This window comes from Haloarcula japonica DSM 6131, from assembly GCF_000336635.1.
In the GTDB taxonomy this organism is placed as follows: domain Archaea; phylum Halobacteriota; class Halobacteria; order Halobacteriales; family Haloarculaceae; genus Haloarcula; species Haloarcula japonica.
Map to the genome: position 1 here is coordinate 60,567 of NZ_AOLY01000027.1, position 23,120 is coordinate 83,686.

Annotated in this window: 25 protein-coding genes; 20 read left to right on the plus strand and 5 right to left on the minus strand. The window is 54.8% G+C overall.

All coding sequences use genetic code 11. The features are described from left to right. Nucleotides 1–71: 71 nt before the first annotated feature. From C444_RS08715 to C444_RS08725, 3 genes are all read left to right on the plus strand, one after another. Complete coding sequence (locus C444_RS08715) at nucleotides 72–275, plus strand: hypothetical protein (RefSeq protein ID WP_004592342.1); 204 nt, start codon at nucleotides 72–74, stop codon at nucleotides 273–275. Next, nucleotides 268–483, plus strand: coding sequence for a hypothetical protein (locus tag C444_RS08720; RefSeq protein ID WP_004592343.1), 216 nt, complete (start codon nucleotides 268–270; stop codon nucleotides 481–483). The genes C444_RS08715 and C444_RS08720 overlap by 8 nt, the downstream gene beginning before the upstream one ends. Before the next feature lie 123 nt (nucleotides 484–606). Continuing rightward, a complete protein-coding gene (locus C444_RS08725; protein WP_004592344.1) occupies nucleotides 607–2,046 on the plus strand; it encodes a PAS domain S-box protein in 1,440 nt (479 codons plus the stop codon). Here the strand turns inward: C444_RS08725 and C444_RS08730 are convergent. After that, nucleotides 1,960–2,640, minus strand: coding sequence for an IS6 family transposase (locus C444_RS08730; protein WP_004592345.1), 681 nt, complete (start codon nucleotides 2,638–2,640; stop codon nucleotides 1,960–1,962). The two genes, C444_RS08725 and C444_RS08730, sit on opposite strands and share 87 nt — an antisense overlap. A 399-nt stretch (nucleotides 2,641–3,039) precedes the next feature. On the opposite strand from C444_RS08730, the gene C444_RS08735 reads away from it, so the two are divergent. The 3 genes from C444_RS08735 (at nucleotide 3,040) to C444_RS08745 (ending at nucleotide 5,146) form a co-directional block, all read left to right on the plus strand. Then, nucleotides 3,040–3,726, plus strand: a complete 687-nt coding sequence (locus C444_RS08735; RefSeq protein WP_004592346.1) for a hypothetical protein — start codon at nucleotides 3,040–3,042, stop codon at nucleotides 3,724–3,726. Nucleotides 3,727–3,783: 57 nt separating this feature from the next. Further along, nucleotides 3,784–4,683, plus strand: a complete 900-nt coding sequence (locus C444_RS08740) for a transcription initiation factor IIB (protein ID WP_004592347.1) — start codon at nucleotides 3,784–3,786, stop codon at nucleotides 4,681–4,683. A gap of 76 nt (nucleotides 4,684–4,759) precedes the next feature. After that, entirely contained in the window at nucleotides 4,760–5,146 is a 387-nt protein-coding gene (locus C444_RS08745; protein ID WP_004592348.1) for a hypothetical protein, read from the plus strand. Between the two features lie 8 nt (nucleotides 5,147–5,154). On the opposite strand, the gene C444_RS08750 is transcribed toward C444_RS08745, so the two are convergent. Further along, a complete protein-coding gene (locus C444_RS08750; protein ID WP_004592349.1) occupies nucleotides 5,155–5,523 on the minus strand; it encodes a hypothetical protein in 369 nt (122 codons plus the stop codon). A gap of 106 nt (nucleotides 5,524–5,629) precedes the next feature. Between C444_RS08750 and C444_RS08755 the strand changes: the two genes are divergently transcribed. The 10 genes from C444_RS08755 (at nucleotide 5,630) to C444_RS08800 (ending at nucleotide 16,423) form a co-directional block, all read left to right on the plus strand. Further along, on the plus strand, nucleotides 5,630–6,070 hold the full coding sequence (locus tag C444_RS08755; protein ID WP_049909357.1) for a hypothetical protein: 441 nt from the start codon (nucleotides 5,630–5,632) through the stop codon (nucleotides 6,068–6,070). A 304-nt stretch (nucleotides 6,071–6,374) separates the two neighbouring features. Beyond that, on the plus strand, nucleotides 6,375–7,199 hold the full coding sequence (locus C444_RS08760; protein ID WP_004592351.1) for an N-6 DNA methylase: 825 nt from the start codon (nucleotides 6,375–6,377) through the stop codon (nucleotides 7,197–7,199). 63 nt (nucleotides 7,200–7,262) lie between these two features. Next, entirely contained in the window at nucleotides 7,263–7,538 is a 276-nt protein-coding gene (locus tag C444_RS08765; protein ID WP_004592352.1) for a DUF7389 domain-containing protein, read from the plus strand. Nucleotides 7,539–7,666: 128 nt separating this feature from the next. After that, entirely contained in the window at nucleotides 7,667–7,954 is a 288-nt protein-coding gene (locus C444_RS08770) for a helix-turn-helix transcriptional regulator (RefSeq protein WP_004592353.1), read from the plus strand. Between the two features lie 1,080 nt (nucleotides 7,955–9,034). Continuing rightward, the gene (locus C444_RS08775) at nucleotides 9,035–10,483 is read left to right on the plus strand and encodes a cytochrome ubiquinol oxidase subunit I (protein WP_004592354.1); all 1,449 of its coding nucleotides are present in this window, start codon (nucleotides 9,035–9,037) and stop codon (nucleotides 10,481–10,483) included. Then, nucleotides 10,476–11,471: a cytochrome d ubiquinol oxidase subunit II gene (locus C444_RS08780; protein ID WP_004592355.1), complete on the plus strand. Its 996-nt coding sequence runs from the start codon at nucleotides 10,476–10,478 to the stop codon at nucleotides 11,469–11,471. Before C444_RS08775 ends, C444_RS08780 begins: the two co-directional genes overlap by 8 nt. 947 nt (nucleotides 11,472–12,418) lie before the next feature. Beyond that, nucleotides 12,419–13,759 (plus strand): Cdc6/Cdc18 family protein, encoded by a 1,341-nt coding sequence (locus tag C444_RS08785; RefSeq protein ID WP_004592356.1) that lies wholly within the window; start codon nucleotides 12,419–12,421, stop codon nucleotides 13,757–13,759. Nucleotides 13,760–14,133: 374 nt separating this feature from the next. Beyond that, a complete protein-coding gene (locus C444_RS08790) occupies nucleotides 14,134–14,703 on the plus strand; it encodes a DUF7342 family protein (protein WP_004592357.1) in 570 nt (189 codons plus the stop codon). After that, nucleotides 14,696–15,133 (plus strand): hypothetical protein, encoded by a 438-nt coding sequence (locus tag C444_RS08795; RefSeq protein ID WP_004592358.1) that lies wholly within the window; start codon nucleotides 14,696–14,698, stop codon nucleotides 15,131–15,133. The genes C444_RS08790 and C444_RS08795 overlap by 8 nt, the downstream gene beginning before the upstream one ends. 405 nt (nucleotides 15,134–15,538) lie before the next feature. Continuing rightward, a complete protein-coding gene (locus tag C444_RS08800) occupies nucleotides 15,539–16,423 on the plus strand; it encodes an IS1595-like element ISHja1 family transposase (protein ID WP_004592359.1) in 885 nt (294 codons plus the stop codon). A 510-nt stretch (nucleotides 16,424–16,933) separates the two neighbouring features. Here the strand turns inward: C444_RS08800 and C444_RS21210 are convergent. The 3 genes from C444_RS21210 to C444_RS08815 all read right to left on the minus strand — a co-directional run bounded on the left by C444_RS21210 (nucleotide 16,934) and on the right by C444_RS08815 (nucleotide 18,579). Continuing rightward, nucleotides 16,934–17,314, minus strand: a complete 381-nt coding sequence (locus C444_RS21210; protein WP_004592360.1) for a hypothetical protein — start codon at nucleotides 17,312–17,314, stop codon at nucleotides 16,934–16,936. Beyond that, the gene (locus C444_RS08810) at nucleotides 17,307–18,080 is read right to left on the minus strand and encodes an AAA family ATPase (protein WP_080509695.1); all 774 of its coding nucleotides are present in this window, start codon (nucleotides 18,078–18,080) and stop codon (nucleotides 17,307–17,309) included. The genes C444_RS21210 and C444_RS08810 overlap by 8 nt, the downstream gene beginning before the upstream one ends. A gap of 172 nt (nucleotides 18,081–18,252) precedes the next feature. After that, a complete protein-coding gene (locus C444_RS08815) occupies nucleotides 18,253–18,579 on the minus strand; it encodes a helix-turn-helix transcriptional regulator (RefSeq protein ID WP_004592362.1) in 327 nt (108 codons plus the stop codon). 122 nt (nucleotides 18,580–18,701) lie between these two features. Here C444_RS08815 and C444_RS08820 point away from each other — a divergent pair, with 122 nt between their 5' ends. The 4 genes from C444_RS08820 to C444_RS08835 all read left to right on the plus strand — a co-directional run bounded on the left by C444_RS08820 (nucleotide 18,702) and on the right by C444_RS08835 (nucleotide 22,944). After that, the gene (locus C444_RS08820; protein ID WP_004592363.1) at nucleotides 18,702–18,980 is read left to right on the plus strand and encodes a hypothetical protein; all 279 of its coding nucleotides are present in this window, start codon (nucleotides 18,702–18,704) and stop codon (nucleotides 18,978–18,980) included. 57 nt (nucleotides 18,981–19,037) lie between these two features. Continuing rightward, nucleotides 19,038–19,862, plus strand: a complete 825-nt coding sequence (locus C444_RS08825; protein WP_004592364.1) for a hypothetical protein — start codon at nucleotides 19,038–19,040, stop codon at nucleotides 19,860–19,862. 539 nt (nucleotides 19,863–20,401) lie between these two features. After that, nucleotides 20,402–20,983 (plus strand): hypothetical protein, encoded by a 582-nt coding sequence (locus C444_RS08830; protein WP_004592365.1) that lies wholly within the window; start codon nucleotides 20,402–20,404, stop codon nucleotides 20,981–20,983. Between the two features lie 191 nt (nucleotides 20,984–21,174). Next, nucleotides 21,175–22,944, plus strand: a complete 1,770-nt coding sequence (locus C444_RS08835; RefSeq protein WP_004592366.1) for a hypothetical protein — start codon at nucleotides 21,175–21,177, stop codon at nucleotides 22,942–22,944. Nucleotides 22,945–23,120 lie beyond the last annotated feature (176 nt).

A 23,120-nucleotide genomic window follows, 5' to 3' on the forward strand; every position in this document is an offset into this window, starting at 1 on the left:
GAGCCGCCGTGTATTTTCTGCGCCCCAACGGGCTGAGGGGCGTCCCACAGAGGGCGTGCCGCCGACCAATTATGAGTGAGAACAAGACAGACAAGACGGCTGCACAGCAGTACGACAACTACCCCGATCCCGACGCCATCGTTCACTTTGGCGATGTCTCGGAGGAACTGGTCGAGTTGGTCGAGGAAACGCTGGAAACCTCCGAGTTCCTGTCGACCTCTCGCGACGACCTGCCCGAAACGACGCTGCTCGTCGAGGCGGTCAACAATGAGTGACGACCAGCTGTTCATCGTCGTTGAGGGCGTCGGGCCAGCAGATTTTCCTGAGAACGAGGTGAGTTCCAACACGCAAGACGAGGCCGTTGCTCTCGCGAACGACATACACGACTTGATCCGGGAGGAGTACGGCAAGGAGGAGGTCGAGGGCGTCATCCCGGTGGTCAATCCCGACGCCCACGAGCAGATGCAGGCAACGGAACTCTGACAGGCGGCGAAAAGGCAGTTTCTTTAGCCATGGTGCTGGCTGCAACGCCTGCTCAGTATGTATGCGTATCTTGCACATTATATATAACCCTCAGCGACAAAGTACAGGTGGAAACCTTGGCCGATGTGTGGTTCACAAAGCGATGGGGGCTCGAATCCGGAACTCCATCAAAGAATTGTTGAGCAGTCTACGGATGTTGCTACTATCTTTGCTGCCGACGGGACAATCACGTATGTGAGTCCGTCGGTTCGTCGTATCCTTGGCTACGACCCTGCTGACTTAATTGGTAATCAGGGGTATGAGTACGTCCACCCGGATGACCGGGAGGCCAATGCGAATGCGGTCGAACGAGCGCTGGACGGGGATGGATCGGCCGTTGCTGAAGTTCGGTTCAAGCGGGCTGACGGGACGTGGTGCTGGATCGAGTCGACACTTCGTGACCACCGTGACGACCCGGTAATCGACGGGATCCTCGGGATGAGTCGTGATATTTCTGACCGGAAAGCCAAAGAGCAGGAATATCGCCAACTCGCAACGGAGTACGAAACGTTCCTCGAAAACGTTGCAGACGCAATATTTTTGCTCAGCGTGCGCCCAACCGAAACAGGGTATTCATTCGAGTTCGAGCGTCTGAGCCCATCATACGAGGAACAAACCGGCCTTCGTACGGAACAGGTCAAGGGGAAAACCCCTGAAGAGGTATTTGACGACGAGCGTGGGGCTGAACTCGCAGCGAACTACCATCGATGTGTTCGAGTGGGTGAGCCGATCTCATATCAGGAAGAACTCCCTGTGAGTGAAGACGCACGGTTTTGGGATACGGTTCTAGCGCCAGTTTTCACCGATGGAACAGTAACCCGAGTGATCGGTATTACGCGAAATGTGACAGAGCGTGTTCGGCGGGAACGGCAACTCAAAAGTCAGAACGAGCAGTTGGACGAGTTTGCAAGTATTATCTCTCACGACCTGCGGAACCCGCTTACTGTCGCCATGGGACGTATAGAACACCTATCTGAGGAACACGACAACAAGCACATCGATGCAACTGCGCGGGCACTTGAGCGTATGCATGAAATCACCCAAGATACGCTCACGCTTGCTAGACAAGGGAAGGTTGTCTCAGAGATGGACGAAATTGACTTTAGCGGGCTGATTGGTCGATGCTGGCAAACAGTCCCGACGGATGAAGCTACGCTTGATGTCGCAGATGGGTTGCGGATTCGAGGTGATCAGAGCCGCTTGCAACACCTCTTTGAGAACCTCTTCCGTAATGCCATTGAACACGGTGGGGCGGATGTGACCGTCCGTGTCGGCGAATGTGATTCACACGGCATCTACGTTGAAGATACTGGACAGGGCATTCCCGAAGAACAACGGGACAGAGTGCTTGAACCGGGGCACTCATCAGCGAGTGACGGGACAGGATTTGGTCTCACTATCGTCAAACGGATTGCAGAAGCACATGGATGGCACTGTCTAGTTCTGGATTACCTCAGCTGGCGTTCGTCCGTCGAGTGCTTGGTTCGGTCGTTCGTGGTTGTAGTGGTGTCTGAAGCGTCGTAACCACTGTTTCGCGCTGGATTGACTGCCCCTCCAGAAAGAATGGAAGCGGTCGATTCGCATGGTGACAGTCTGGAACCACTTTTCGAGGTGGTTCCGGATTCGATAGTCGAGCCGACCGCTCAAGTCGTGACGTGAGAGGGCAGTCAAATAGCCGCCAGCATCAACGAGAAACACTGTCTCGGCAACATCGTGTTTCTGAGTGAGCCGGTGCAGGAACGCCGCCGCGGGGTCAGTCCCGCGGCGGCTGAACACGTCAACTTCGAGAAGCAGCTTTGATTCGGTATCGACAGCGGCGTACAACCACTTCTTTTCGCCGTCAATCTCGATTTGTTTCTCATCGACCGCGACCCGCGACGGCTCCGCCGTCGGCGGGTCACTCTGTGCTTCAGACAGTGTATGCACCCAATTCCAGACAGCACCGTGAGAGCGATCGACACCCAGCAGGTCTAAGACAGCAACCGTCTCCCTAATCGACAGCCCCGCAGTATGGAGACGCACCCCAAACCGCCGGACGGGTGTCGGTGTGCGTTCATTCTCCCAAACGTCTTGGCTGTCCTCATCCAACGTTTCTCTGAGGAGGTCTGCGAGTTGCATAGGCACTTCTCGCTTCGACCTCCTCGCTTCTCAAACCCGCTCAACTAGACAGTGCCACATGGATGGAGGCTTCAAATTCAGGAGAGTTCTGAGGGAGGAGCCCGGTTTGAATTCCGAGATGTGGATATAATCCATGCGTGATGAGACACAGTAATTGCTGAAAGGTGCTAAAGGCTGTTAGTTAGCACTCGCGCTAACCGGACTGTACCGAACCTCAGTATCTTGCACGGGTTGACTGACAAAATCTCAATAGCTCCGATTTCCCGCCCATAGGTGAGTCTCCTGCGCTGACCGCTTCTATCTGAAATAGAGTTGCGCCTTCACGAACTCTAGTCACCGAATTTTCTGTGCCCCAGCGGGGTGAGGGGCGTCCCAGAGAGGGCGTGCCGCCTGTTACACATGGCTACCACAGAATCCCATAGCGACGCCGGCAGCATCGACGAGAGCGAACTGGAGGAGGCTGACCCGAACAACCGGACCGTTCGGGCGCTGACCGAAGTGATGACCGTGTTAGACTCGATTGGTCGGGCACGAAACGCCGACAACCTCTTCTTGGTCAACTCTGGCTCCGGCTCAGAGTATCTTGTCGACACTCGAACAGGGAGTTGTGAGTGCAAGTGGAAACAGTTCAACCCCGGCGAGGAGTGCAAGCACCAGAAGCGAGTCGCCTTCGCCACCGGCGAGCGACCTATCCCGCAGTGGGTGGACGACGACGCTCTGGACGACCAGTTCGGGTTGCACGTCGACGGCGAACCACGGAAAGCAGTCGCTGACGGCGGAGTCATGGAGGTCCGGTTCGACGACGGCGGTGTCACAGACCCCAACGAGGACCCCTTGGCTGTCACCTCCGAGGACGAGCCACGCACGAAACGAGCGAAGCAGGAAGATATCGACGTTTCCTTCCTCGCAAAGCCCGGTCGCTACGAGGTCCACTCAGCGTCAGATAGCCGGTACGAGGTCGATGTGCTTGAGGAGACGTGCAGCTGTCCCGATATCGCCGAGCGATGCAAGCACCGTCGCCGGGTCGAGATCGAGATCGACGCCCAGCGAGTCCCCCGCCCGGATGGAAAACTGCCAGACGCCTAACCGGGCGCCGCAGCGTGTTTTCTGCCCCTCTGGTCAGGTGAGAGGATGTCTCGAAATATGTCTTCACAAACTGTCCAGACAGCGTTGTTTGCAGCTACGTCGGGTTGTCCCGAGTGTGGCGGCGAACTCGATAGCAGCGGGCGAGAAACGCACTGCGAGGACTGTGGCCTGGTGACCGACCAAGACCAGATCGACCGCAGGCCAGCGTGGCGGACGTACGACAAGGAGGAACAGAAACGGACGGGTGCGCCTCGGACGGCCACTCGCCACGACCGAGGCCTGTCGACGAATATCGGCTCGGTTGAGAGTGCAGATATTTCCCCGAGACAGCGTCGACGGCTTGCTCGCCAGCGACGACTCCATGGCCGGTCGAAGTTCACCAGCAAGCGCGACCGAAATCTTGCTCACGGGCTTGGCGAAATCCGACGCATCGCGAGTGCCCTGTCTGAGAGCAACGCGGTGAAAGAGCAGGCAGCCACGTTCTTCCGGGAGGCACAGGAAAAAGACCTCCTGATCGGACGGTCGATTGAGGGCGGTGCAGCGGCCGCTGTGTACGCCGCCTGCCGGTGCAATGGCCTCGTGACGATGGAGACGGTAGCCGATGTCGCACGGTGTTCAGACTCCCATATATGGAACTGCTACCGGACGTTCTTGGTGGAACTTGACCTTCCGATTCCAGTGTCGCTTCCGGTGGACTGGGTGGCGCGGATTTGTTCGGACCTTCCATTCAACGTTTCCCCGGAGATTCGCCAGCGGGCACTCGAACTCGCAGAGCAGGCAACTGAGTCAACAGCGGTCAACGGGCGACCGGATGGGGTTGCAGCCGGCGCTCTGTATCTCGCCGGTCAAGAGTCAGACATCCGGCTCACGCAAGTGACGATCTGCGAGCCGCTGGATGTGCATATTACGACGGCCCGTCAGTGGTTCCAGCAGATCGAGGAGCATATTGTTGCGTGACCTCTCGCGACGGCCTGTTTTGCGTGCCCCGGCGAGGGTGCAGGGCGAGCCAGCAAGCACGTCCTGAGAGAGACATATGTCAGTTACTGATACTCCCGAATCGGCGGCACAGCACGACTCTTCGAGTGTTTTTGCGTCGGTCCCAGCGCCACGGTCGCCAACGAAAGTCGCATCGTTTGTCGAACGAGTCCTCGTCGAACTTCGCCACGAAGCGGTGGCTGCTCGGTACGTGACTGATCTAGACCAAGCCGGAGCGAAGACGATCTGGTGTCGGGTCGAGCACACGCCGTTGGACGTCGACGCAGAGTACGTCCAGATTCGAGACGACCCCCGGCTAGGGGTTGACGTCGAGCCGTGTTCGCAGGCGACGGTTCGAGAACGACTGTGCCAGTGTCTTGACCACGACCGGGTTGGGCGCGTCGACGTTCGACCGCTGGCCGGCGTCTCGATGAGCGACGACTGAGCTGTGCTTCAGGTCTGGTTCCGCATCGGCAGGTCGAGATCACCGAGGGCAGCGTGCTGGCGGAGAACGCAGAGATGTGGGCAGACAGTCGTCGCCTGGAAGACTTCGCAACTGCACCAGCCGGCGTGGGTTCCGTTAGGATGCTCGGCCAGCGAGCAGTTCACAGGACAGTCGCCGTCGGCGGAGACGAGAAACAGGTCCGGGCGACCGCCCTTCGTTACGTCGACACTGGCATCGAGGGCAGCGTTCCACGTTGCTGACCGACGCTGTCGGATCTGCTGGAAGTCAAGATCACGGGTGCCACTTGGCTGGCGGGATATCCACTGGTTTGGTGGCGAACACTCGCTAGTCGCGGTTGGGGACTCGGCTGTTTTCATGATGAGTCCTCGTACTAATACATATATTCTCAAACAGCAAAAAAGTTGCGATAGAGGCGATAATGAGTGGATTTTGTGTTTCTCTAGTGGCTGAGAGAATCCAACAATGAGTAGTAAATACCAACGTGGGAACACCGGGCCGAAAAAGTTGAAGTGGCGCTGGAAAGATGAGACTAACAATCGGTCGCTGCCCCAATCGTGGGCCGACAACGGTCGCACAGAATCTCCCGCAGAAGATGAGGTGCAACTGTACGCAATCCAGTGTCGGGCTGGGCTCTTACTTGAGTGGCTGGTCAATACACGAACTGGAAAGCTACTCAGGGGTCCGCTGAGCGAGAAACCGGGGATTCGTGTCCTGTACGTCACCGCTGACGGTGAGCACGCACTCGTCAAAGAGTCCGAAGCCCGCGAAACTGACGGCAGTTGGAAGCCACCCAAGCAGTTCACCAGCGTCATCGCGAAGGACATAGAGGAGGCTGATCCCGTTCCAGACTCCAGCCAGGACCACTACCGGCGCTCGGTCGAAGAACTGTACGACCCGCCGTAGCTGCTATGAGGTCTCTTTCGCTACTGAGTACGACAGAATCAGGTGTGTCGAGTCGGAGTACTGGTAGGGATGAGTGAGAGTGAGTACGCTGAGACGGTTGCGTGTCCACATTGCGATGCCCCGAACGGAATAGACCCAATTCATGATGGGGAAATACGACGTGGTACCACCTGTACCGAGTGCCGCGAGTGGTTCCCCGTCTTCTCCAGTGGGGACTCATGATCCGAACACTCGACAGGCATTCCTTCTAGAGTGGCACTCTCCAGCAGGCCAGATTTTGTGACTCTCTGGTGGCTGAGAGAGCATGGCTTCGCCACAGATCGACGTCAACGAGATTGTTGCAACGCTTGAGCAAATTCGCCAGCGCGGGCACAGCGCGCACACGGTCTTTCGAGACTGGGTCAACCTCGTGCTGTTCGCACTGCAGGACCGAGACGACCCGTATCTGGAGATCGTTGACGACTATCGCGAGCGCGGCGACATGGATCACCCACGCGGGCAGCGGTCGGTCGACCTCTTCGCCACGGCGTTCGGCCAGCTCCAAGAACGGATGGCGGCTACCGACGCTGACGTTCTGGGTGCTGTCTACGAGGAATACGGGATGTCCAGCGATGCGTTCGGACAATATTTCACGCCCCACTCTGTTTGCGAGACGATGGCCGAGATCGCCGGCGTCGGAGGCGAGAGCGATACCGATGATAGACAGACGGTCCTTGACCCGGCCTGTGGGAGCGGTCGGACGCTACTGGTCGCCGGTCGAAAGCAGCCAGACGCGCTGTTTGTCGGGCAAGACAAGGACCCACTGTGTGCCCGAATGACGGCGCTGAACTGCTGTTTCCTGAATCTGGATGCCTATATCATACAGGGCGACTCACTGACTGTCGAGTTCCAGCGAGCGTGGCAGACGTCGTACTCTTCGCTGGGTGGGAGTGTTCGCGAGCTAGATGACGAGGCGGTCGAGGAGCTTCGCGAGTGGGTGACCGACGCCTTCGAGAACACGGTCGAGGCGGAGGATCAGCCCAGTCCAACGCAGGGGACAGACACGGGCGCGGAAGACCAAGCATCTCCTGTTGCGACGTCTGTTCCGAGTGAGCAGGCCAGTCTGGGTGCGTTCGAGGGCAGCGATTGACGGCTGTTTTGTGTGCCCCAGTCGGGTGCGGGGCGTTCCAGTGAGAGCGTCCCGAGGAAAACCATGTCCAATGAACCAGACACAGAGCCAGACACGGCTCCAGACTCAGTTGAAAAGGTCGAACGAACGGACTTTGGGTGCAGTATGGAAGCACGGTTGGATCGAGGCACTGACACCCGCGATCAAGACAGAGTGACGATCAAATCGAAGGGTGAGACTGCCGAGGAGACGATTGTGGAGTTCTACAAGCTCCTAGAAGAGTACGACCAGGAGATCAGTGGTCGGCTTCGGGATGTTCAGCCCGAGGCAGACGAGGCAGGCGAGGAAGACGAGGATTAACAGCTAGTTTACCATCAGATTTCAGCCGTTTTCGAGACTGGTTCTAGCCCTCAAAGTAGCCATTAATGCGTCTGGATTTTGGTCAATTTCATTAGACTTAATGGCGCAAAGTTGTTAGCCAGCCTGAAATGTTTGACCTCACCAGTTTTCAACGTGACCTGCTGTATGTGGTGTACGGTCTAGACGGCCCACATGGCCTCGCTATCAAAGACGAGCTCGAAGACTATTACGAGAAAGAGATCCACCACGGACGGCTCTACCCAAGTCTTGACACACTTGTCGACAAAGGCCTCGTTGAGAAGGCGCACAAAGACAGACGGACCAACATCTATTCAATCACGCAACGTGGCGAGCGAGAGATAGCTGCTCGAAACGAGTGGGAACAACAGTACGGAACGGGTGAGCTTTCTGGATGACTGTCAACGCGCCTTATTTTGATCCGTAGCGCCCGGAGTCGATATCGACAAGTCGTTTCTCGATGGCTGTTTCGAGGGCGTCACCCCCGGGAGTAGCGTCGTATGCAGGCGGAAGACGATCCATGCTTCCCGTACAGCGGCGGTCCGGGTAAATCTGGTGGTGCTTACTACACTAATACAAACCTAATCACAAAACTAGAATATCGCCGTCTCAGGTTCTGTATGGTAGGTTAGATAGACTTAGTGGGTTTGATAAAGTGCATATTGATATATAAAATTCGCTCAAATTCTGACCTTTGATAAACAACACTATCGTTGTCCGCATAGGTTCATGATTCCCTTTATGCATTCTGTAGCTTCGGCCACTCCTGTACTGCAGACGGCAGACGAATCATCGCAGGGTCACGCATGAGATACCACTGGCGCTCTTCATGACACGGAGACGATTGAACTCGTGCATTGAGAGCGGCGGTCTCAACTTCTGTGGGGGTGCCGAAGACCGAATTGTGTCGCAGTTTGTTGAGCAGGCACTCTAATCGGGGCAAGCGAAGGGTGATAGCTCCATATGCATTGAAACGACGGGTCTCAACCCGTGCCACGTAGCAATCGTCCGGTTCTGACTCACCAGCCCGTTTCGGCGGTATCTGACTTTCGTGTCGGTGCACGCGGAATCCCAACACCCGCATTCTGGGCTTCGCTCTTGGGTAGGGGATTGTTAGTGGAGGGCTGCCTGGTGATTTTCTAAGAGTTGAACTACGCGATCAATCGATCCAGAACTGGGGGTGAAACCGGTTGAACGAGGAATCTCAGGGGACTCACCCGAGGTACGAGATCCTCACCAACAATCTACGCCACAAGAGCGTCCATGTGATTGATTTGTTCGCCATAATATCGTTATCGTCGCCTCTACACACCCAATTCCGTCTTTTTATCATTTCGCAAACTAACATTGTCATATAGATAATAATATCAATCTATAATGTAAGAAATATAGGCTTATTGATTAAAATGTTGTGGTGAATGCTCCAAAGTGGGAACCGTGGGGCTACTCATAAGCTATTGTGTCGTAGCGTAAGGTCAATGAGTCCAATCACACTACTGGGTGCCATCGTCCCAGGATTAGTGACGTTCCTCTCACCAGAACTCGCGAGCCGTATGCAGTTTGGATGGACAATTTCCGTTCACATCATCTTCGCATCTCTTTCGATCGGGCTCGCACCGTTTATTATCTACTTCACTTGGAAAGACGTGCGGACGAACGAGCGGCGGTATGCGCGATTGCGCTCGTTCTGGGTGAAGGTTTTCGCCGCCGGCTTCGTGATGGGTACAGTCACCGGGATTCCGATGAGCTTCCAGTTCGGCACAAACTTCCCACAGTTCGCCGAGGTGGCTGGAGAACTGATCGGCGGCCCGCTGGCCTTCGAAGCGAAGATGGCGTTCTTCTTAGAGGCCGTCTTCCTTGGCGTGTTGCTGTACGGCCGCGACCGAGTCAAAGATCGGACCTACATTATCTCGTCGGTACTCGTCGGCTTCGGTGCCTGGCTGTCGGGGTTCTGGATCTTGATCGTCAACGCCTGGATGCAGACCCCACGGGGCTACGAGATGGTCACCCGCAACGGGATGGAAATCGCCAAACTAACCGACCCGTTCGCCGCGTTCTTCACCCCGAGAATGCCCTGGATGTACGTCCATATGATGAACGCGTCGGTGATCTCGGTCGCACTGCTGGTCGCAGGCGTCTCGGCGTACATCGTCTGGAAAAAGCCCGATGCTGAAGCCTGGAACACCGCACTCAAGTTGGCTGTCGTACTCCTGATCGCCTCCGCACCATTCCAGGCGATCCACGGCGACGCCTACGGCCGCCACGTTGAGGACACCCAGCCACAGAAGTTTGCCGCGATGGAGGCACACTACGAGACGGGGCAGGCCGATCTACACCTGCTCGCGTTTCCGAAGTCACCTGAGGCACTCACCGATCCGCGCGCCGAGAATCTCGTCACCGTAAGCCTCCCCGCGGTCGGGTCGTTCCTCGCCAGTGGCGGGGACTTTGACGCCGAGGTCATCGGACTGAACGAGTACGAGGAGAACCCCCCCGTAGCACTCGTGTTCTGGTCGTTCCGTTTCATGGTCGGGCTCGGGTTCCTGTTCATCGGGCTCGCGCTCTGGGGCGGGTTCCTCATGTACCGAGGCCGGTTGGCCGACAGCACACGCTACCTGAAGGCGATGATCGCTGCATCACCGTTCGGCTACGCTGCGTTGCTCACCGGCTGGTACGTCACCGAGATCGGCCGGCAGCCGTGGGTCATCCAGGGCGAGCTCAAGACGAGCGAGGCGGTGTCATCGACGCTCACCGGGGCCGAGGCGACACTGACTCTGGTTGCGTTTGTCGTGCTTTACGTCGGGCTGATGCTGACTGCGCTGTACATCCTGAAGTGGCTGGTCCGGGAGGAGCTCCGGTCACTCGGCGTTCGAGAGTCGAGTGGTGGCCGCTGGCACGGCCCGATTCCGTGGGTGAGTAGCGATGACTGACACGCTGTTGCCCGTCGACGCGTACCTCGTCGAGTCCCTGCCGGAGATCTGGTTCGGCGCCGTGCTGTTCGCGTTGGGGATGTACGTTGTCCTCGACGGGTTCGACTTCGGTATCGGGATGCTTTACGCGACCCGGACGGACGAACGCGAGCGAGAGACGTTCCTAGCGGCGTTCGGACCGGTCTGGGACGCGAACGAGGTGTGGGTCGTCGCCTTCGGGACGATGCTGCTAGCGGCGTTCCCGCGCGTGTACTCGCGCCTGCTGGCGGACAACTATCTGCTCGCGCTCGGGTTCGTCGTCGCGTTGGTGTTCCGGGGCCTCGGTCCGGAACTCCGCGAGCAGCGCGACGACGAGCGCTGGAAGCGCTACACCGACTATGCGTTCATCGGCGGGAGCGTGTTCGCGCCGCTCCTGTTGGGGATGCTCGCGGGTCGCTGGCTGTTCGGCGAGGCGACGCTACCAGTGGCGTTGACTGGCGTCGGCCTAGTCGCCGTCTCGATAGTCACGGGGGCGGCGTTCCTCGCAGCCAAGACCGAGCCCGGTCTGGCATCGGATCTGCGAGCGTACGGTATCGGTGCGACAGTGGCGTACCTTGGCGGTGTGGTCGTGCTGCTGGGAACCGTCGTCCTGACCGATGTGGGCGGTGCTGCCGACGCGGTGCTCTCGCTGCCCGTCGCTGCAGTCGTCGCTCTCTCGGTCGCCGTCGGGCTGAGCGGGAGCGTACTAGCCAGACGCGGCCGGTACCGAGCCTGGCTTGCAAGCGCACTGTCACTGCCCACACTGTTGACGATCTTGGTCGCAATTCTGCTGTACCCGACGATTTATCCGCCGACCGGGTTGTTGGTTAGAGAAGCGGTCGTGTCGCCACTAGCGCTGAACCTCGTGACCGTCCTCGGGTTTCCGGTCCTGCTGCTGGTACTGTGGTACTTCAAATTCCTCTACGGCGTGTTTAGCGGCCCAATCGAGGGTGAGGGCTACGAGGGGTAACCCCACCAACCTCTCGTCGTTCCATTCTCCGCTCAATACTGGTGACTCTCCGATCGGGGATGTGTACGATATGATGGAATCCCATCCTCGCGATAGTATATCACTCTCGGTGTCACACATCGCCAGTACCGGCAACTGGAACGCGACTAAGCGTATCGGCTTGGACTGCTAAAGACTGCATTCTGTTGCAGTTTGTCGAGCAGACCTCCAGTTGGGGCCATCAAAGGAAGATAGTTCGATATACATTGAGAACGCCAGTCTCAGCTTCTGCGCTCAAATTCTGTTCTCTAAGAAATAACATAATTCTCATCCAAGTAATGGTATGAGTTTTTTTATTTGCTCTTGTTGTGGACATGACGATAATACTTCGAAGACGGTGTGTTTGGATATCCAGTGATACTCCGAAGCCGGTGCGTGAATTCTATTTTAGTGGATAACGATATTCCGGGTATAAGAGGGGTGTATAGTTGGTGACTCGACTGTGTAGATTGTGACTCCCTCACCCCTCTTTCGAAATGAAACCTAGTTATAGTGGCTAGGGAGAAAGAAGCTCTCCCACCCCTCTTTCGAAATGAAATCTACGCCTGAACCCTCATATTATGGCTTAAATCGGAGGAACGGTCTTCTGCTGGGGTTCTCGACTCATTTCAATCCGAATTGGGGACGTTTTCGGGTGAGATGATACGCGTAAAACTCTGTGGTTCACTTCAACCAGAAATAGCAGACACGCTTTGGTCCCATTTCATTTCGAAAACGGGGTGAGTGTGTCCTGTTTGCGGAGGTGTATTCTGGTCACGTTTTGCGATGACGATTTCATTTCGAAAACGGGGCCTTCATTTCGAAAACGGTGGTCCACATAATTTCATTTCGAAAATGGGGCCTTCATTTCGAAAGGTCCCCCTTCATTTCGAAAAGGGTTATTACAATGGCAATCACATGCAAAGACAATGGCAGACGAGTTAGGCAGTTCCACCAAGGAAAAAAATGAACCAGACTCCGCTTCGGGGTCAGAGGATTCAATAGTCGATGACATCCTCGGTGGGGACCGGCGGTCAGTCTTTGCTGATAAGAGTCTGGTGGATTCTAACACCATTGTTGATCACGACCGCATATATGGTCGTGATGAACAACTTGCGGCAGAAGCTCGTGCGTTTAGGGACACTCTTGATGGTGAGCGGCCACCGGATCTCCTACTTTATGGCCCCAGTGGAACTGGCAAGAGCCTCACTGTCAAGTCTGTTGCTGAAAAAGTCAAAGAGCGGGCGCGAGAAGCCAATATTTCGTTTGACTATGTTTCGGTGAACTTCAAAACGATGGAGTCCTATACCCTTGATCGAGCGGTTTGGAAACTGGGAAAGCAGACCGCAAAGAGAGCGGGTGTCTCTTGGGACATCCCTCAAAAGGGAGTCTCGACAGATGAGAAATACGTCCGACTCTATGATATTGCGGACAGGCACTTTGATGCTCTCGTGTTCATTTTGGACGAGATTGATGCCCTAACTGGACGCGGTGATGAGCCGGCATATTCTCGGTTATTGTATAGTCTCAGCCGTGTCATGGCCGAACAGCATGTTGACACACTTATTTCGACAGTCGTTGTGACGAACAGTCCGAGATTCAGGCAGAATCTCGATAGCCGGTCGGATAGTTCCTACAACCCCAATGGCATACACTTCTCAGATTACAATGCAAATGAGCTGATTGAGATTCTCAACCGACGTCAAGATGCATTTGTTGACGGTGCATTGGGCGAAGGGGTTATCAAATTAGTAGCAGCGTACGGCGCACGCAATGAAGGAGACGCACGCCGAGCTATAGATCTACTCCGAGATGCTGGTGAGATAGCCAATAGCAAGGGCGACACGACAGTCACAGAAGACCATGTCCGCGCAGCTAACGACTCCGTGGTCAAAAACAGAGTCTTAGAGATTGTTCGCGGACTGTCCCTACAGAAAAAACTCACCGTATATGCCGCAGCTATTGTAGCCGATATAAATAGCGGGGCAGCGCCGAGCCCTGCGGTCTACAAAATATATAAGTCAATCTGCCATAACTTGGATTCCGACATATACACCCAAGAGACAGTCAACAGCCACATTGATAAAGCGGAAACATACGGATTACTCGAAACTGACCGGACTAGTGGAGGGTACAAATCAGGAGTCTACCTCCTATTCCGATTTGAAGAGCCTGTCTCTGCCGTAATCGAAACACTCGAGGAAGACAGTATGTTCGACGACATCGATTCTGAGAATCTAAGAGAAACTGCAGCCCAACTCTGCTCTTAGAGAGCGTTTCTTTCGGATTTACTTCACTCAGCTAACTTTCAATGCAAACAACTGAGAGGCAGTCTACATATTAGCCGTTAGGGATTCCGAGAGTGAGTATAACCGCACCAGCAATAGTTAGTATGGACGCTTTCACCTGTTACTCATCGTATAGTGTGTAGTCTTCGCCTGAACTGGCATAGACCAGCCAAGAGGACACAAAAATCACTATACACCCCAAGGCATACCTTCCAAGATAGAGAATTGATCTATTCCAACCCTCTAGAATACACTGACTGTCGAACTCGCGACTCAGCAGCACATAGCAGAAATAATTCAGCCCACAATAGATATATACCAGTCCAAGTGTTAGATTAGGTACGGAGGCATCACGAATGGATATCACAGACATTCCCGACGAGGCGTACGCTGGCGACGAGTCACCGCCGGATCTCGATGATTTAGAGTCGCTCGATTCGCTGATCAAAGGTGGTCCGATCCGCGAGCGACTTCTCGATATCGTCACCGGGCTTCGAACCCCTACGAAGGTTTCCGACATCGCCGATCTCGCTGATTGTGATACTGAGACTGCCCGCGACTACTTGGAGTGGTTCGACGGGATGGGATTGGTTCACCGTCACGACGGCCGCCCCGTCCGGTACGAGCGCAACGACGCGTACTTCCAGTGGCGACGTATCGACCGCATCCGCGGCGAATACTCCGACCAGGAGATCGTTGAGGTGCTTTCAGACGTCATCGAACAGACCGAGGAGTACAGAGAACAGTTCGACGCAGACCATCCCGACGCCGTCTCTCTTGTCGAAGCCAGCCGCGAAATGGCAACTGAAGACGCGTGGGAAGCGCTCTCCGAGTGGAAAACGCTCGAACGCAGAGCTACCCTCCTCGACGCGGCGCGGCGTGATCACTCAACTTCTGGTAGTTCTCCCGGTCATATCGATGCCTGACAACCAGGACGGGCCGTCCAGTACCGGCCCGACCGATGCTGAAATTCTCGACCGGATTACCCCACACCTCTCCAGAAGCGCCCGCTTCGGCGATGTCCAAGCACGCCCTGAGTATGCACCGAACGCCGTCGTTGCTGACTACGACCTCGGGTACTTCCCAAGCGGGGTCACGCGAGCGTATCTTCGTATCCGATGGTTCGAAACCGATGACTTCAGCATCCATTACTCCGAGCAATACCGGACGGGGAACTCGTGGGAGTGCCGCTGGGACCGCCATCCCAATGACCACAACGCCCGTGACCACTTCCACCCGCCCCCGGATGCGCCGACGCCAGGCGAGGACGAAGACTATCCAGATGAGTGGCAGGACGTGCTCGCCACCGTACTTACTCGTCTTGACGAACGAATCGAGGCATTCTGGAGCGAGTGACGAGCCAAGGTAGAATCAAAGTGTGCGGCTCTACGGAACGTTGTCTGGTTGAATACGACTTGGGTCAGGAAAACGGATTACCGGCGTCTCGGTGTATCGTCGCATCGATCCCCCTGGTATTCGAGTTCTACTGTACAAACCCCGACTGTGCTTTGTGGCGTCCGGACCGTATGCATTGAGAGGAGCGGTCTCAACTTCTGCGCTAATATTCTGACTTTTAATACGCTCTTGCGAAGGAGATTGTTGATAGCGAGAGCTGCGGCTGAAAGTCGAAGAGGGCAAGGGCACCGCGCCAGCGGTGCCCGATATGTTCCCAATANACGCTCTTGCGAAGGAGATTGTTGATAGCGAGAGCTGCGGCTGAAAGTCGAAGAGGGCAAGGGCACCGCGCCAGCGGTGCCCGATATGTTCCCAATAAGTCGATTCGTGTCGGAATCGGCTGCAGCGGACCTGTTGCAGCAGGTTCGCTGGCGTGATGGCGTCGAGTGCCCCCGCTGCCGTTCTGACCTGGCGGTCAGAAACGGCAGCTATCGGGAGTATCAGCGGTATCTGTGTAAGAATTGCGGCCGGACGTTCAACGACAAGACCGGCACGATCTTCGCTCATTCGAAGCTCTCGCTGAAAGAGTGGTACTTCACGATCTACGTGTTCTTACGGTTCAACACGAGTATTCGCCAGATCGAGGCAGAGCTCGATCTCTCGTACAGAACGGTGAGACGGCGCGTCGAGCGCTTCGCCAGCGCGCTCGACGCGCCTTCGATCACACTGTCTGGACCGGTCGAAATCGACGAAGTGTACGTCTCTGCCGGTCTCAAAGGCCGCGAGCGCGACCAGGAGTCGCGCTCGCGTGGCCTGTCCACGCGTGGACGAGGCTCGTACGACGGCGACAAACCGCCGGTGTTCACGCTGGTCGATCGTGGCTCGGACGATCGATACGTCGTGCCAGCGAAATCCGCCGATGAATCGACTATTCGACTCCTGCTTGCTGACCACGACGAGGAGTCGCTGACCGTCTATACGGACGGATTTCGAGCGTACGAACCGCTCGAAGAAGACGACGCATTCTCCCGCGAATACGTCGTCCACGGCGACGGTGAATACGCTGATGGCGAAGTACACGTCAACGGTTGCGAGAGCCACGCGTCGCTGACGCGACGGTGGCTCTCGCCCCATCGAGGAGTGTCAAAGGACAAGCTAACACCGTATCTCAGAGCCTTTCAGCTTCGCTGCGAACTCTACAGAAAACCAGGTGACGAAGCGCTCAAACATGCTCTTGATGCTGCCCTCTGAAAATCAACAACGTGCTTCACAAGAGCGTNCGAACTCTACAGAAAACCAGGTGACGAAGCGCTCAAACATGCTCTTGATGCTGCCCTCTGAAAATCAACAACGTGCTTCACAAGAGCGTTTAATAAGCAACATAATTTTGCCTGCAGGCTCGTGATTCCCTCTGTGCATTGCTTAAATTCAACCCATTCCAGCGCTACAGGCGGCAGACGAATCGTTGAGATTCCTCCCATGGACCGCTTTTGAGGCATCTCATGCTGCGATCGGACTCATGCATCAAGAGTCCCCGCCTCAATAGGTCCTCGTACATTCTTCTGGACGGGGACCTGCTCTAGAGACCGTCTAACAGTCGAAAATAACTGTTCGAGATTTCAACCAATCCTGAGACGTAACTCCGCCCGAATGCGGAACACGCGTTCGGCTTAGTAGTCTGGCGGTAGCGCTCGCCCTGATACTTGTTGATCTGTGTGAGTAGTGTGTTCGAGACTCAATGCTTGGTCTTATTTACTTTGGCTACTCATCAGCGAGCCCCAGTTCTTTCTCAATTGTCGTATCCTGCAGCGATGATTCAATAACGGCTGGGTAGAACTCGTCGTTTTTCGGAAGGTCCTCGCCGTGCTCGCGACGCCATTGGACGTTCAGCTCGGAATAGCGCAATTGCAGATCGTCAACAAGCCCGTCCGGTAAGTACATATTGACGTTCCGTCGCTCGCGAACGCCATTGCTCTCTGCTGTCTCATCGCTCTTTTCACTCTCTTCTGTCTCTGCCGTCTTTTTTGTTGTAGCTGTTTCTGGTGTCTTTGACGTCTTTGAGGAATTTGATTGCGTGTTGTTATGATCATCGTCTTCGTCATACCGCTGGTCAAAGGGGTCGCGGTCGCGTTTGTCAGCCATCGATCTGTTCCTCCAAGTGGTATGCAATATCGAGATAGACGTCTTCCATATCACAATCCTCCTCGTGTTCAAAGATTGAGACACCGTTATTCCACGCTCGCTGTAACGCAACCCGCTTTCTGATTTCAAAGACTTCACAGTTCTCTTTGTCATCAAAGACGTCTTTGAACCACTCCATCATCTCATCTGCCTCACCGTCGACACCGACCTCATTGGCTACAAGACCAACTTCGTGGATGTCACCAAATGCCTGCTCCATGCTTCGCAACTGCTGGAATAGGAGCTCTATAGCACGGATAGACGTTGACTTCGCTTGCGCTGGGATCAAGACATGACCTGTCGCTACAATCGCGTTATCGGTCAGAACGCCGAGGTTCGGTGGACAGTCGACAATAATGAAGTCATATTCGTCGTCGACATTGTCGAGAAGCATATCGAGGCGCTCCTCCCGGCGCATCACGTTCGACAGTTCATCCTCAGCGTTGATCATCCGCACATGTGATGGGACACAGTCCATCTCCTGATGTTCAACAATCAGATCCTCAAGATCGTCCATCCGGTCGAGATCGGGCAGGACCTCAAAGAGCGAGTCTTGCTCTGGATCATCGTACAGGTCCTCGAAGCCTAACCCTTCTGTCGCATGTCCCTGTGGATCAAAGTCGATTAGCAGCACCTCACTGCCTAACTCGTTCAGTGCACCGGCTACATTGAGTGCTGTCGTCGTTTTTCCTGCGCCGCCTTTCTGATTACTGACGCTAAGTCTCATAGCCATCTTTTCTCTCTTTGAGAGCAAAACTGTCGGAAAGGTCAAAAAGGTACGTCAGACACAGCACCAAATGATGCTTTTCAGGGAATTTCGAGAGTTAGTACGTTACTCTGATCAATACAGCAACAGGAGTTTTCTATAGAAATGTGGCGTCACCCTCTCTCAGTGTCCACTACGGAGATAGCTCGTCAATCGGAGCCAGATACTGATTCTCCCACTCTCGATGGCCTTGGAGGTCTCGCACGCCACGCCTTGTCAGTCGATACTCATTTCCTCGTCCGTTCTTATCCATTTTCTTGATAAGTCCCTTCTCGACCAAGTCATCCAGCTGTGGATACACGCGTCCGGCTGTGATCTCTTCAGGATAGTGCTCCTGCAACTCGGCGGTGAGTTCTGTCCCCTTCGGATTATCCATGCCTGCGATCACGACTAACATATCACGTTTAAAACTATTCACATCGTACATCCTGTCAAACCAAACGCCACGTCCGGGAGTCATAATCTTATTTATTCGCACTCATCCGAACACGCCTTGGGGAGCCTCCTGAAGCGCTGTATCGCCTCTTTGCCTTACTCACAATGTTCGTTTTGTGCAGCCCTCACAGTCGGAGGTTCCACATAATGTCCAACCCACCAGACGGCGCATTGCTGACCGAACTCGCAACCTACCAGAACCGAAAGCTCCTGCTCTGGCAACTTGCAGCAGACGGACGCACAATCTGTGGTATCCAGTTTGTCGCTTGTGAGCGCGACCTGCAGGACGCTTCTATCGACGAACAAGTCCAAGCCTTCGTCGATGATATGCTCTCTGACGGAGAGGTCCGGCCAGAGTACGACGCGATGGCGGACTGGGAAGCCCTGGAAGCGAACCACGGCGACACTGCCGACCAGTACCTCTAGATCGGACTCTGCCGCAGGGCGATTTTGTGTCGCCTCCATGGCTGGAGGCTTTCCAGTATGTTGCCGACAACCGAACCACCGTTTGACCCGATCTTCGTCGATGAACCGCTGCTTATCTCAAACTACAAAGAGACGATCATCAGCAAAGTCGGCTTGCCATTCTACGCCGACGTTGACCGCCCCGATGAAGCGCCTGCTGACGAGTGCGAGCGAACCATCGACCTCGCGGAGCGAATCCTGCGCGCCGGCGGCGTCCGAACCGGCTTCGGACACCACGAGGAAGTCCGGACCTCGATGGAATCGTGGGCTCCCAATGCCGACGAGGAATGCGACGCTGACCCCGGCTACTGGCGGTCGTCAGTTCTCTTGATGTCTCCCCAAGAGATGAACTTCGGACAGCTGGACGGCGAACCCGAGGAGAGGCACGAGAAAGCCAAGACCGTGCTTGCCTGGGCCGCCGACTGTATCGACAGCGACGTCCTTCAGGAAATCGAGCGGTCCCAAGCCGAGGACATCAAGCAAGCGTGGCGCGACGCCGCAGAAGCCGAACTGACTCAGCGCGAAATCGAGCAGTTCGCCGAGGACCCGCCGGAAGCGCTCGATGGGTGGACGAGACTTGACGCCAACCACGACGCTGTCAAGGTCGCATACGTCGCTGACAACCACGGGACGCCATCGGTCGCGGCCGTCTTTGAAGACGCTGACAGCGAGTTGGAGGCGCTTGAGTTCACTCTGGAAGAGTGGCAAGAGAACGACGGCAATCCTCGTGAGGCCCGGCTGAACCGGTACTGCGTCACCACTGACGGCGACGGGGCCTACGCCCGTCTTCGATCACATCTGCTGACCTTCGAGGTCGAACCGATAGAGCGACTTGAAGTGTGAGTTGATCTCGCTCTGAGTGCATAGAATACCGACAGTACAGCTGGTTGTATTCTGCTCTGCTGAATTGCTTAGAACATTGTAGGAGCCAGTCATCAGGTGCGGACCAGAACGTGATTGTATCTTAGTCGCTTTTAAGGGCTTCCTCAGGGAGCAGTATCTCGGGTCGTTGGCGGCAATCTGCAGCCCGTGCGAACGCTCTAATTCGATCCCACTCGTCGGGTGTGAGGTTGCTATCCATAATTGACAACTACCTGTTTAGCGTTTTAATATTTTCTGTATTTATATGAAATAAAAGGCAGTTAGGGAAGGCAACGAGGACAAACTAACCTCAGGAGGGTCCCTACGACACCCCCTTGAGACCGGCTTTAGTCCCAGACTTAACACACCGTATTTCGAGTGAAAATACCATCGCTGTCTGGTGGTTTTCTCCGGAGACAGTGGTGTGTGCCAATTCTTCAGCGATTAGTCGACCAGACTGTGAGTTTTTGCACCCCCAGTCGGGTGCGGGGCGGTCCAGTGAGAGCGTCCCGACAGTACCCATGGCATCGAAGACCACCAACAGCGATCAGACCGGAGAACAGCACCCAGCATCTAGCGAAGCGCAGTTCCCAGACCTCACAGTCCACGCCGAGGGGACCGCAGATCGACTTCGACGAGTCAATGAACCCGGGAAGGCCGATTGTCTCGAAACAGTCGAGGTTGAGCTAGCTGTCGAGTACGATATCGCCTCCTACGACGAGTGGCGCAATCTCGTCGACCCAGACTACGCCATACACGGACGGACCGTTGAGAAGGGCACGATCATCGACGACTTGCTCGACAGACTCGAAGGCCACTACCGCCGGCAGTCGGACTCTAGATATGAAGCCCCGGACTGGAATCTCACGGTGACCGGCTCGGCGACTGCTTGGCGACGACTCTTCATGGAATTTACCCAGATGCGCGGTTCAGGTTCCGACCGTGCCCACAAAGGCACCCTTCGTCTCAAACGGTTGCTCGCCGCAGACCTCGTAGACACAGGCGCAGCGCTGGCTGCCCTCGAACTCATCAACCAGTACGATCTGGACAGATCAACGGACACGTTCATCGCAGAAGTGACGGACAGCACGGACGGCGAGTAGCCAACTCGTCCTGTCTTGGTCTCGGCTCTTACCGAAGACAGCAAAACACTGGTATCTGTCTCTAGGTTGGTAGATCGGGCTGTGCAAGATGCACAGCGCGTATCTTGCATGATGTTCAGTATATCTGTCGCTGATGAAACCGTCTATCAAACACTTACGGTTAATAAACCTCGAAAATAATCTTCTATATAATGGCGGAGTTATTCATATTCACACTTCTCGCCACAATTGTTGCCATTTATAGAGTACTCCCCCGTTATCGACAACTTCGAGTCACCTACACACTTTGGAACAAGCCCATTGCAGGCCTTCTCACAGCTCTTGGACTTACCGTTCTTGTGAGCTACGCTGGAAGCATCTACTTACAGAATACCGACAATACCACACTCTGGAGCCTGAAAACTGCCTACACACAATCCCCCATCGAAATCACCTCTCTCGAAATCGAATTCATTCAGTTAGCTGCAACCATCACGATCATGGGCGTGTTCCTCGGTGTATTCCTAAGCAAAAGTGTGCGTATTCGCAACGAACAAATGCTCTTATCTGCACTACGTGACCTCTACAACCGAGGCGAATACGCCACGCTCGTAGAGGTGCTTCGAGACAACTACACGCCCCTTATCGACCACCCGGAGAAACCCACGCCACCGAGTGAACAACAATGGCGAGACATTGATGTTACAGTCACGCACACGCTTATAGAGACTGAAGAAGCAGAAGAACTTGATGATTCTTCGCCTTTGGTCGAATATGTAGAGGAAGATAACGAGGAGCAATCCGCTCGTGAGCGTGTACGAGATACGTTCGAATTGAAGCGTCGACAAGCAACATACTATCTCGCGATGCTGCGGTACCGACTTGCTGACTCCGCAGAAGACTCATCCAGTTACACAGAAACTCTGCTGTTAGACCCTGAACTCGGCGCTAAATATCCGATTATTGACCCTGGACTCGGGATTGACATCATCTTAGACATCGAACTTGACGGGTTCCAGCGTCGAGACGTTACGCATCAGTATCTAACAACGCTCCTCCGAGAAAAAAACAGCTTGCTGTACCAAGAGATTTCGAATAACATGACGATGGACGGGATCCACCGGTATCGGGTTAATCCCGATAATCGGTTATTGCATGCGTTGTTCTCGGATTGCTCTCGTGCTGAGGAGTTAGATGCGTACAGGCCGATTGGGGATACAGCCAAAGAAATGTTGCGCGATCAGGGAACGAAGGAGTACGATAAGTACAACGCTCAGCGGTTGACATCTGTAAGTCGCTCGAAAGACTACGTGTTTAATGACCCGATTTTTGTCGCTATCAGTTTCTTTGATATTATGGTTCGTGAAGCGCTCTACCAGCGAATTGACTGGCATATGTGGTTGTACTATTACGAATCAATGACTCGCCTGATGTGCGAGAACTACAAGAACACGGAAGAAACTGATCCGGATAGCGAATGGCCGAACGACTACTCTCGGTTTATGTATGAGATGATTAGCAACATGGGTGATCTACTTCGGATTATGGAGCGGATGGTGGAAAACGACGAGTATGATGTGACGAACGAGGATGGTAACTATGAGGAATTCATTGCGTTAGAATCCTATCGGCGTAATCGAGGTGGAACCATTCCTAAGTCGGCAGTAGAGATTATGTTGTCGTGCCATCAGGAGATTCTGACGACCGCAGAGATTCCACACCAGTTCAAAAAGTATATTACGGAGATCATATTCACGAGGTGTAGTGAGTTGAGAGAGTATGAAGAGGAGTCATTGCCATGGAAATATAGTGAATTCATGTTAAAGCGTCTGGATGCGATGATTGAAGGCCGCCCTGGGTCGGAATACCACCGGGAGTTAGAGTCAGTGTACAATGATGGGGTTCGTCACGAAATTGTTGCGAAGGGGATTACTGGAGGATGGATTGTGGATGAACTGGATGAGTTGATCCAATCATCATAATGTGTTGCTGACGGTCGTCTCTCTGTTGTTGACTGTATGAAAAATTGAGTCATCCCCGCGTGAAACTGCCGATAGCCACCTGCTGCATTCGTCTTTAGTTAGTGCTCACACCTCGGTTGCGTAGCGGTAGCGAGCGTCTCTTGTAAGATCGGTCGTTGCTGGTGAATCTTCTGTGC

Coding starts and splice junctions, on each gene's coding strand:
- C444_RS08715 (WP_004592342.1), top strand. CDS start 72: ATGAGTGAGAACAAGACAGACAAGACGGCTGCACAGCAGTACGACAAC.
- C444_RS08720 (WP_004592343.1), top strand. CDS start 268: ATGAGTGACGACCAGCTGTTCATCGTCGTTGAGGGCGTCGGGCCAGCA.
- C444_RS08725 (WP_004592344.1), top strand. CDS start 607: ATGTGTGGTTCACAAAGCGATGGGGGCTCGAATCCGGAACTCCATCAA.
- C444_RS08730 (WP_004592345.1), bottom strand. CDS start 2,640: ATGCAACTCGCAGACCTCCTCAGAGAAACGTTGGATGAGGACAGCCAA.
- C444_RS08735 (WP_004592346.1), top strand. CDS start 3,040: ATGGCTACCACAGAATCCCATAGCGACGCCGGCAGCATCGACGAGAGC.
- C444_RS08740 (WP_004592347.1), top strand. CDS start 3,784: ATGTCTTCACAAACTGTCCAGACAGCGTTGTTTGCAGCTACGTCGGGT.
- C444_RS08745 (WP_004592348.1), top strand. CDS start 4,760: ATGTCAGTTACTGATACTCCCGAATCGGCGGCACAGCACGACTCTTCG.
- C444_RS08750 (WP_004592349.1), bottom strand. CDS start 5,523: ATGAAAACAGCCGAGTCCCCAACCGCGACTAGCGAGTGTTCGCCACCA.
- C444_RS08755 (WP_049909357.1), top strand. CDS start 5,630: ATGAGTAGTAAATACCAACGTGGGAACACCGGGCCGAAAAAGTTGAAG.
- C444_RS08760 (WP_004592351.1), top strand. CDS start 6,375: ATGGCTTCGCCACAGATCGACGTCAACGAGATTGTTGCAACGCTTGAG.
- C444_RS08765 (WP_004592352.1), top strand. CDS start 7,263: ATGTCCAATGAACCAGACACAGAGCCAGACACGGCTCCAGACTCAGTT.
- C444_RS08770 (WP_004592353.1), top strand. CDS start 7,667: ATGTTTGACCTCACCAGTTTTCAACGTGACCTGCTGTATGTGGTGTAC.
- C444_RS08775 (WP_004592354.1), top strand. CDS start 9,035: ATGAGTCCAATCACACTACTGGGTGCCATCGTCCCAGGATTAGTGACG.
- C444_RS08780 (WP_004592355.1), top strand. CDS start 10,476: ATGACTGACACGCTGTTGCCCGTCGACGCGTACCTCGTCGAGTCCCTG.
- C444_RS08785 (WP_004592356.1), top strand. CDS start 12,419: ATGGCAGACGAGTTAGGCAGTTCCACCAAGGAAAAAAATGAACCAGAC.
- C444_RS08790 (WP_004592357.1), top strand. CDS start 14,134: ATGGATATCACAGACATTCCCGACGAGGCGTACGCTGGCGACGAGTCA.
- C444_RS08795 (WP_004592358.1), top strand. CDS start 14,696: ATGCCTGACAACCAGGACGGGCCGTCCAGTACCGGCCCGACCGATGCT.
- C444_RS08800 (WP_004592359.1), top strand. CDS start 15,539: ATGTTCCCAATAAGTCGATTCGTGTCGGAATCGGCTGCAGCGGACCTG.
- C444_RS21210 (WP_004592360.1), bottom strand. CDS start 17,314: ATGGCTGACAAACGCGACCGCGACCCCTTTGACCAGCGGTATGACGAA.
- C444_RS08810 (WP_080509695.1), bottom strand. CDS start 18,080: ATGAGACTTAGCGTCAGTAATCAGAAAGGCGGCGCAGGAAAAACGACG.
- C444_RS08815 (WP_004592362.1), bottom strand. CDS start 18,579: ATGACTCCCGGACGTGGCGTTTGGTTTGACAGGATGTACGATGTGAAT.
- C444_RS08820 (WP_004592363.1), top strand. CDS start 18,702: ATGTCCAACCCACCAGACGGCGCATTGCTGACCGAACTCGCAACCTAC.
- C444_RS08825 (WP_004592364.1), top strand. CDS start 19,038: ATGTTGCCGACAACCGAACCACCGTTTGACCCGATCTTCGTCGATGAA.
- C444_RS08830 (WP_004592365.1), top strand. CDS start 20,402: ATGGCATCGAAGACCACCAACAGCGATCAGACCGGAGAACAGCACCCA.
- C444_RS08835 (WP_004592366.1), top strand. CDS start 21,175: ATGGCGGAGTTATTCATATTCACACTTCTCGCCACAATTGTTGCCATT.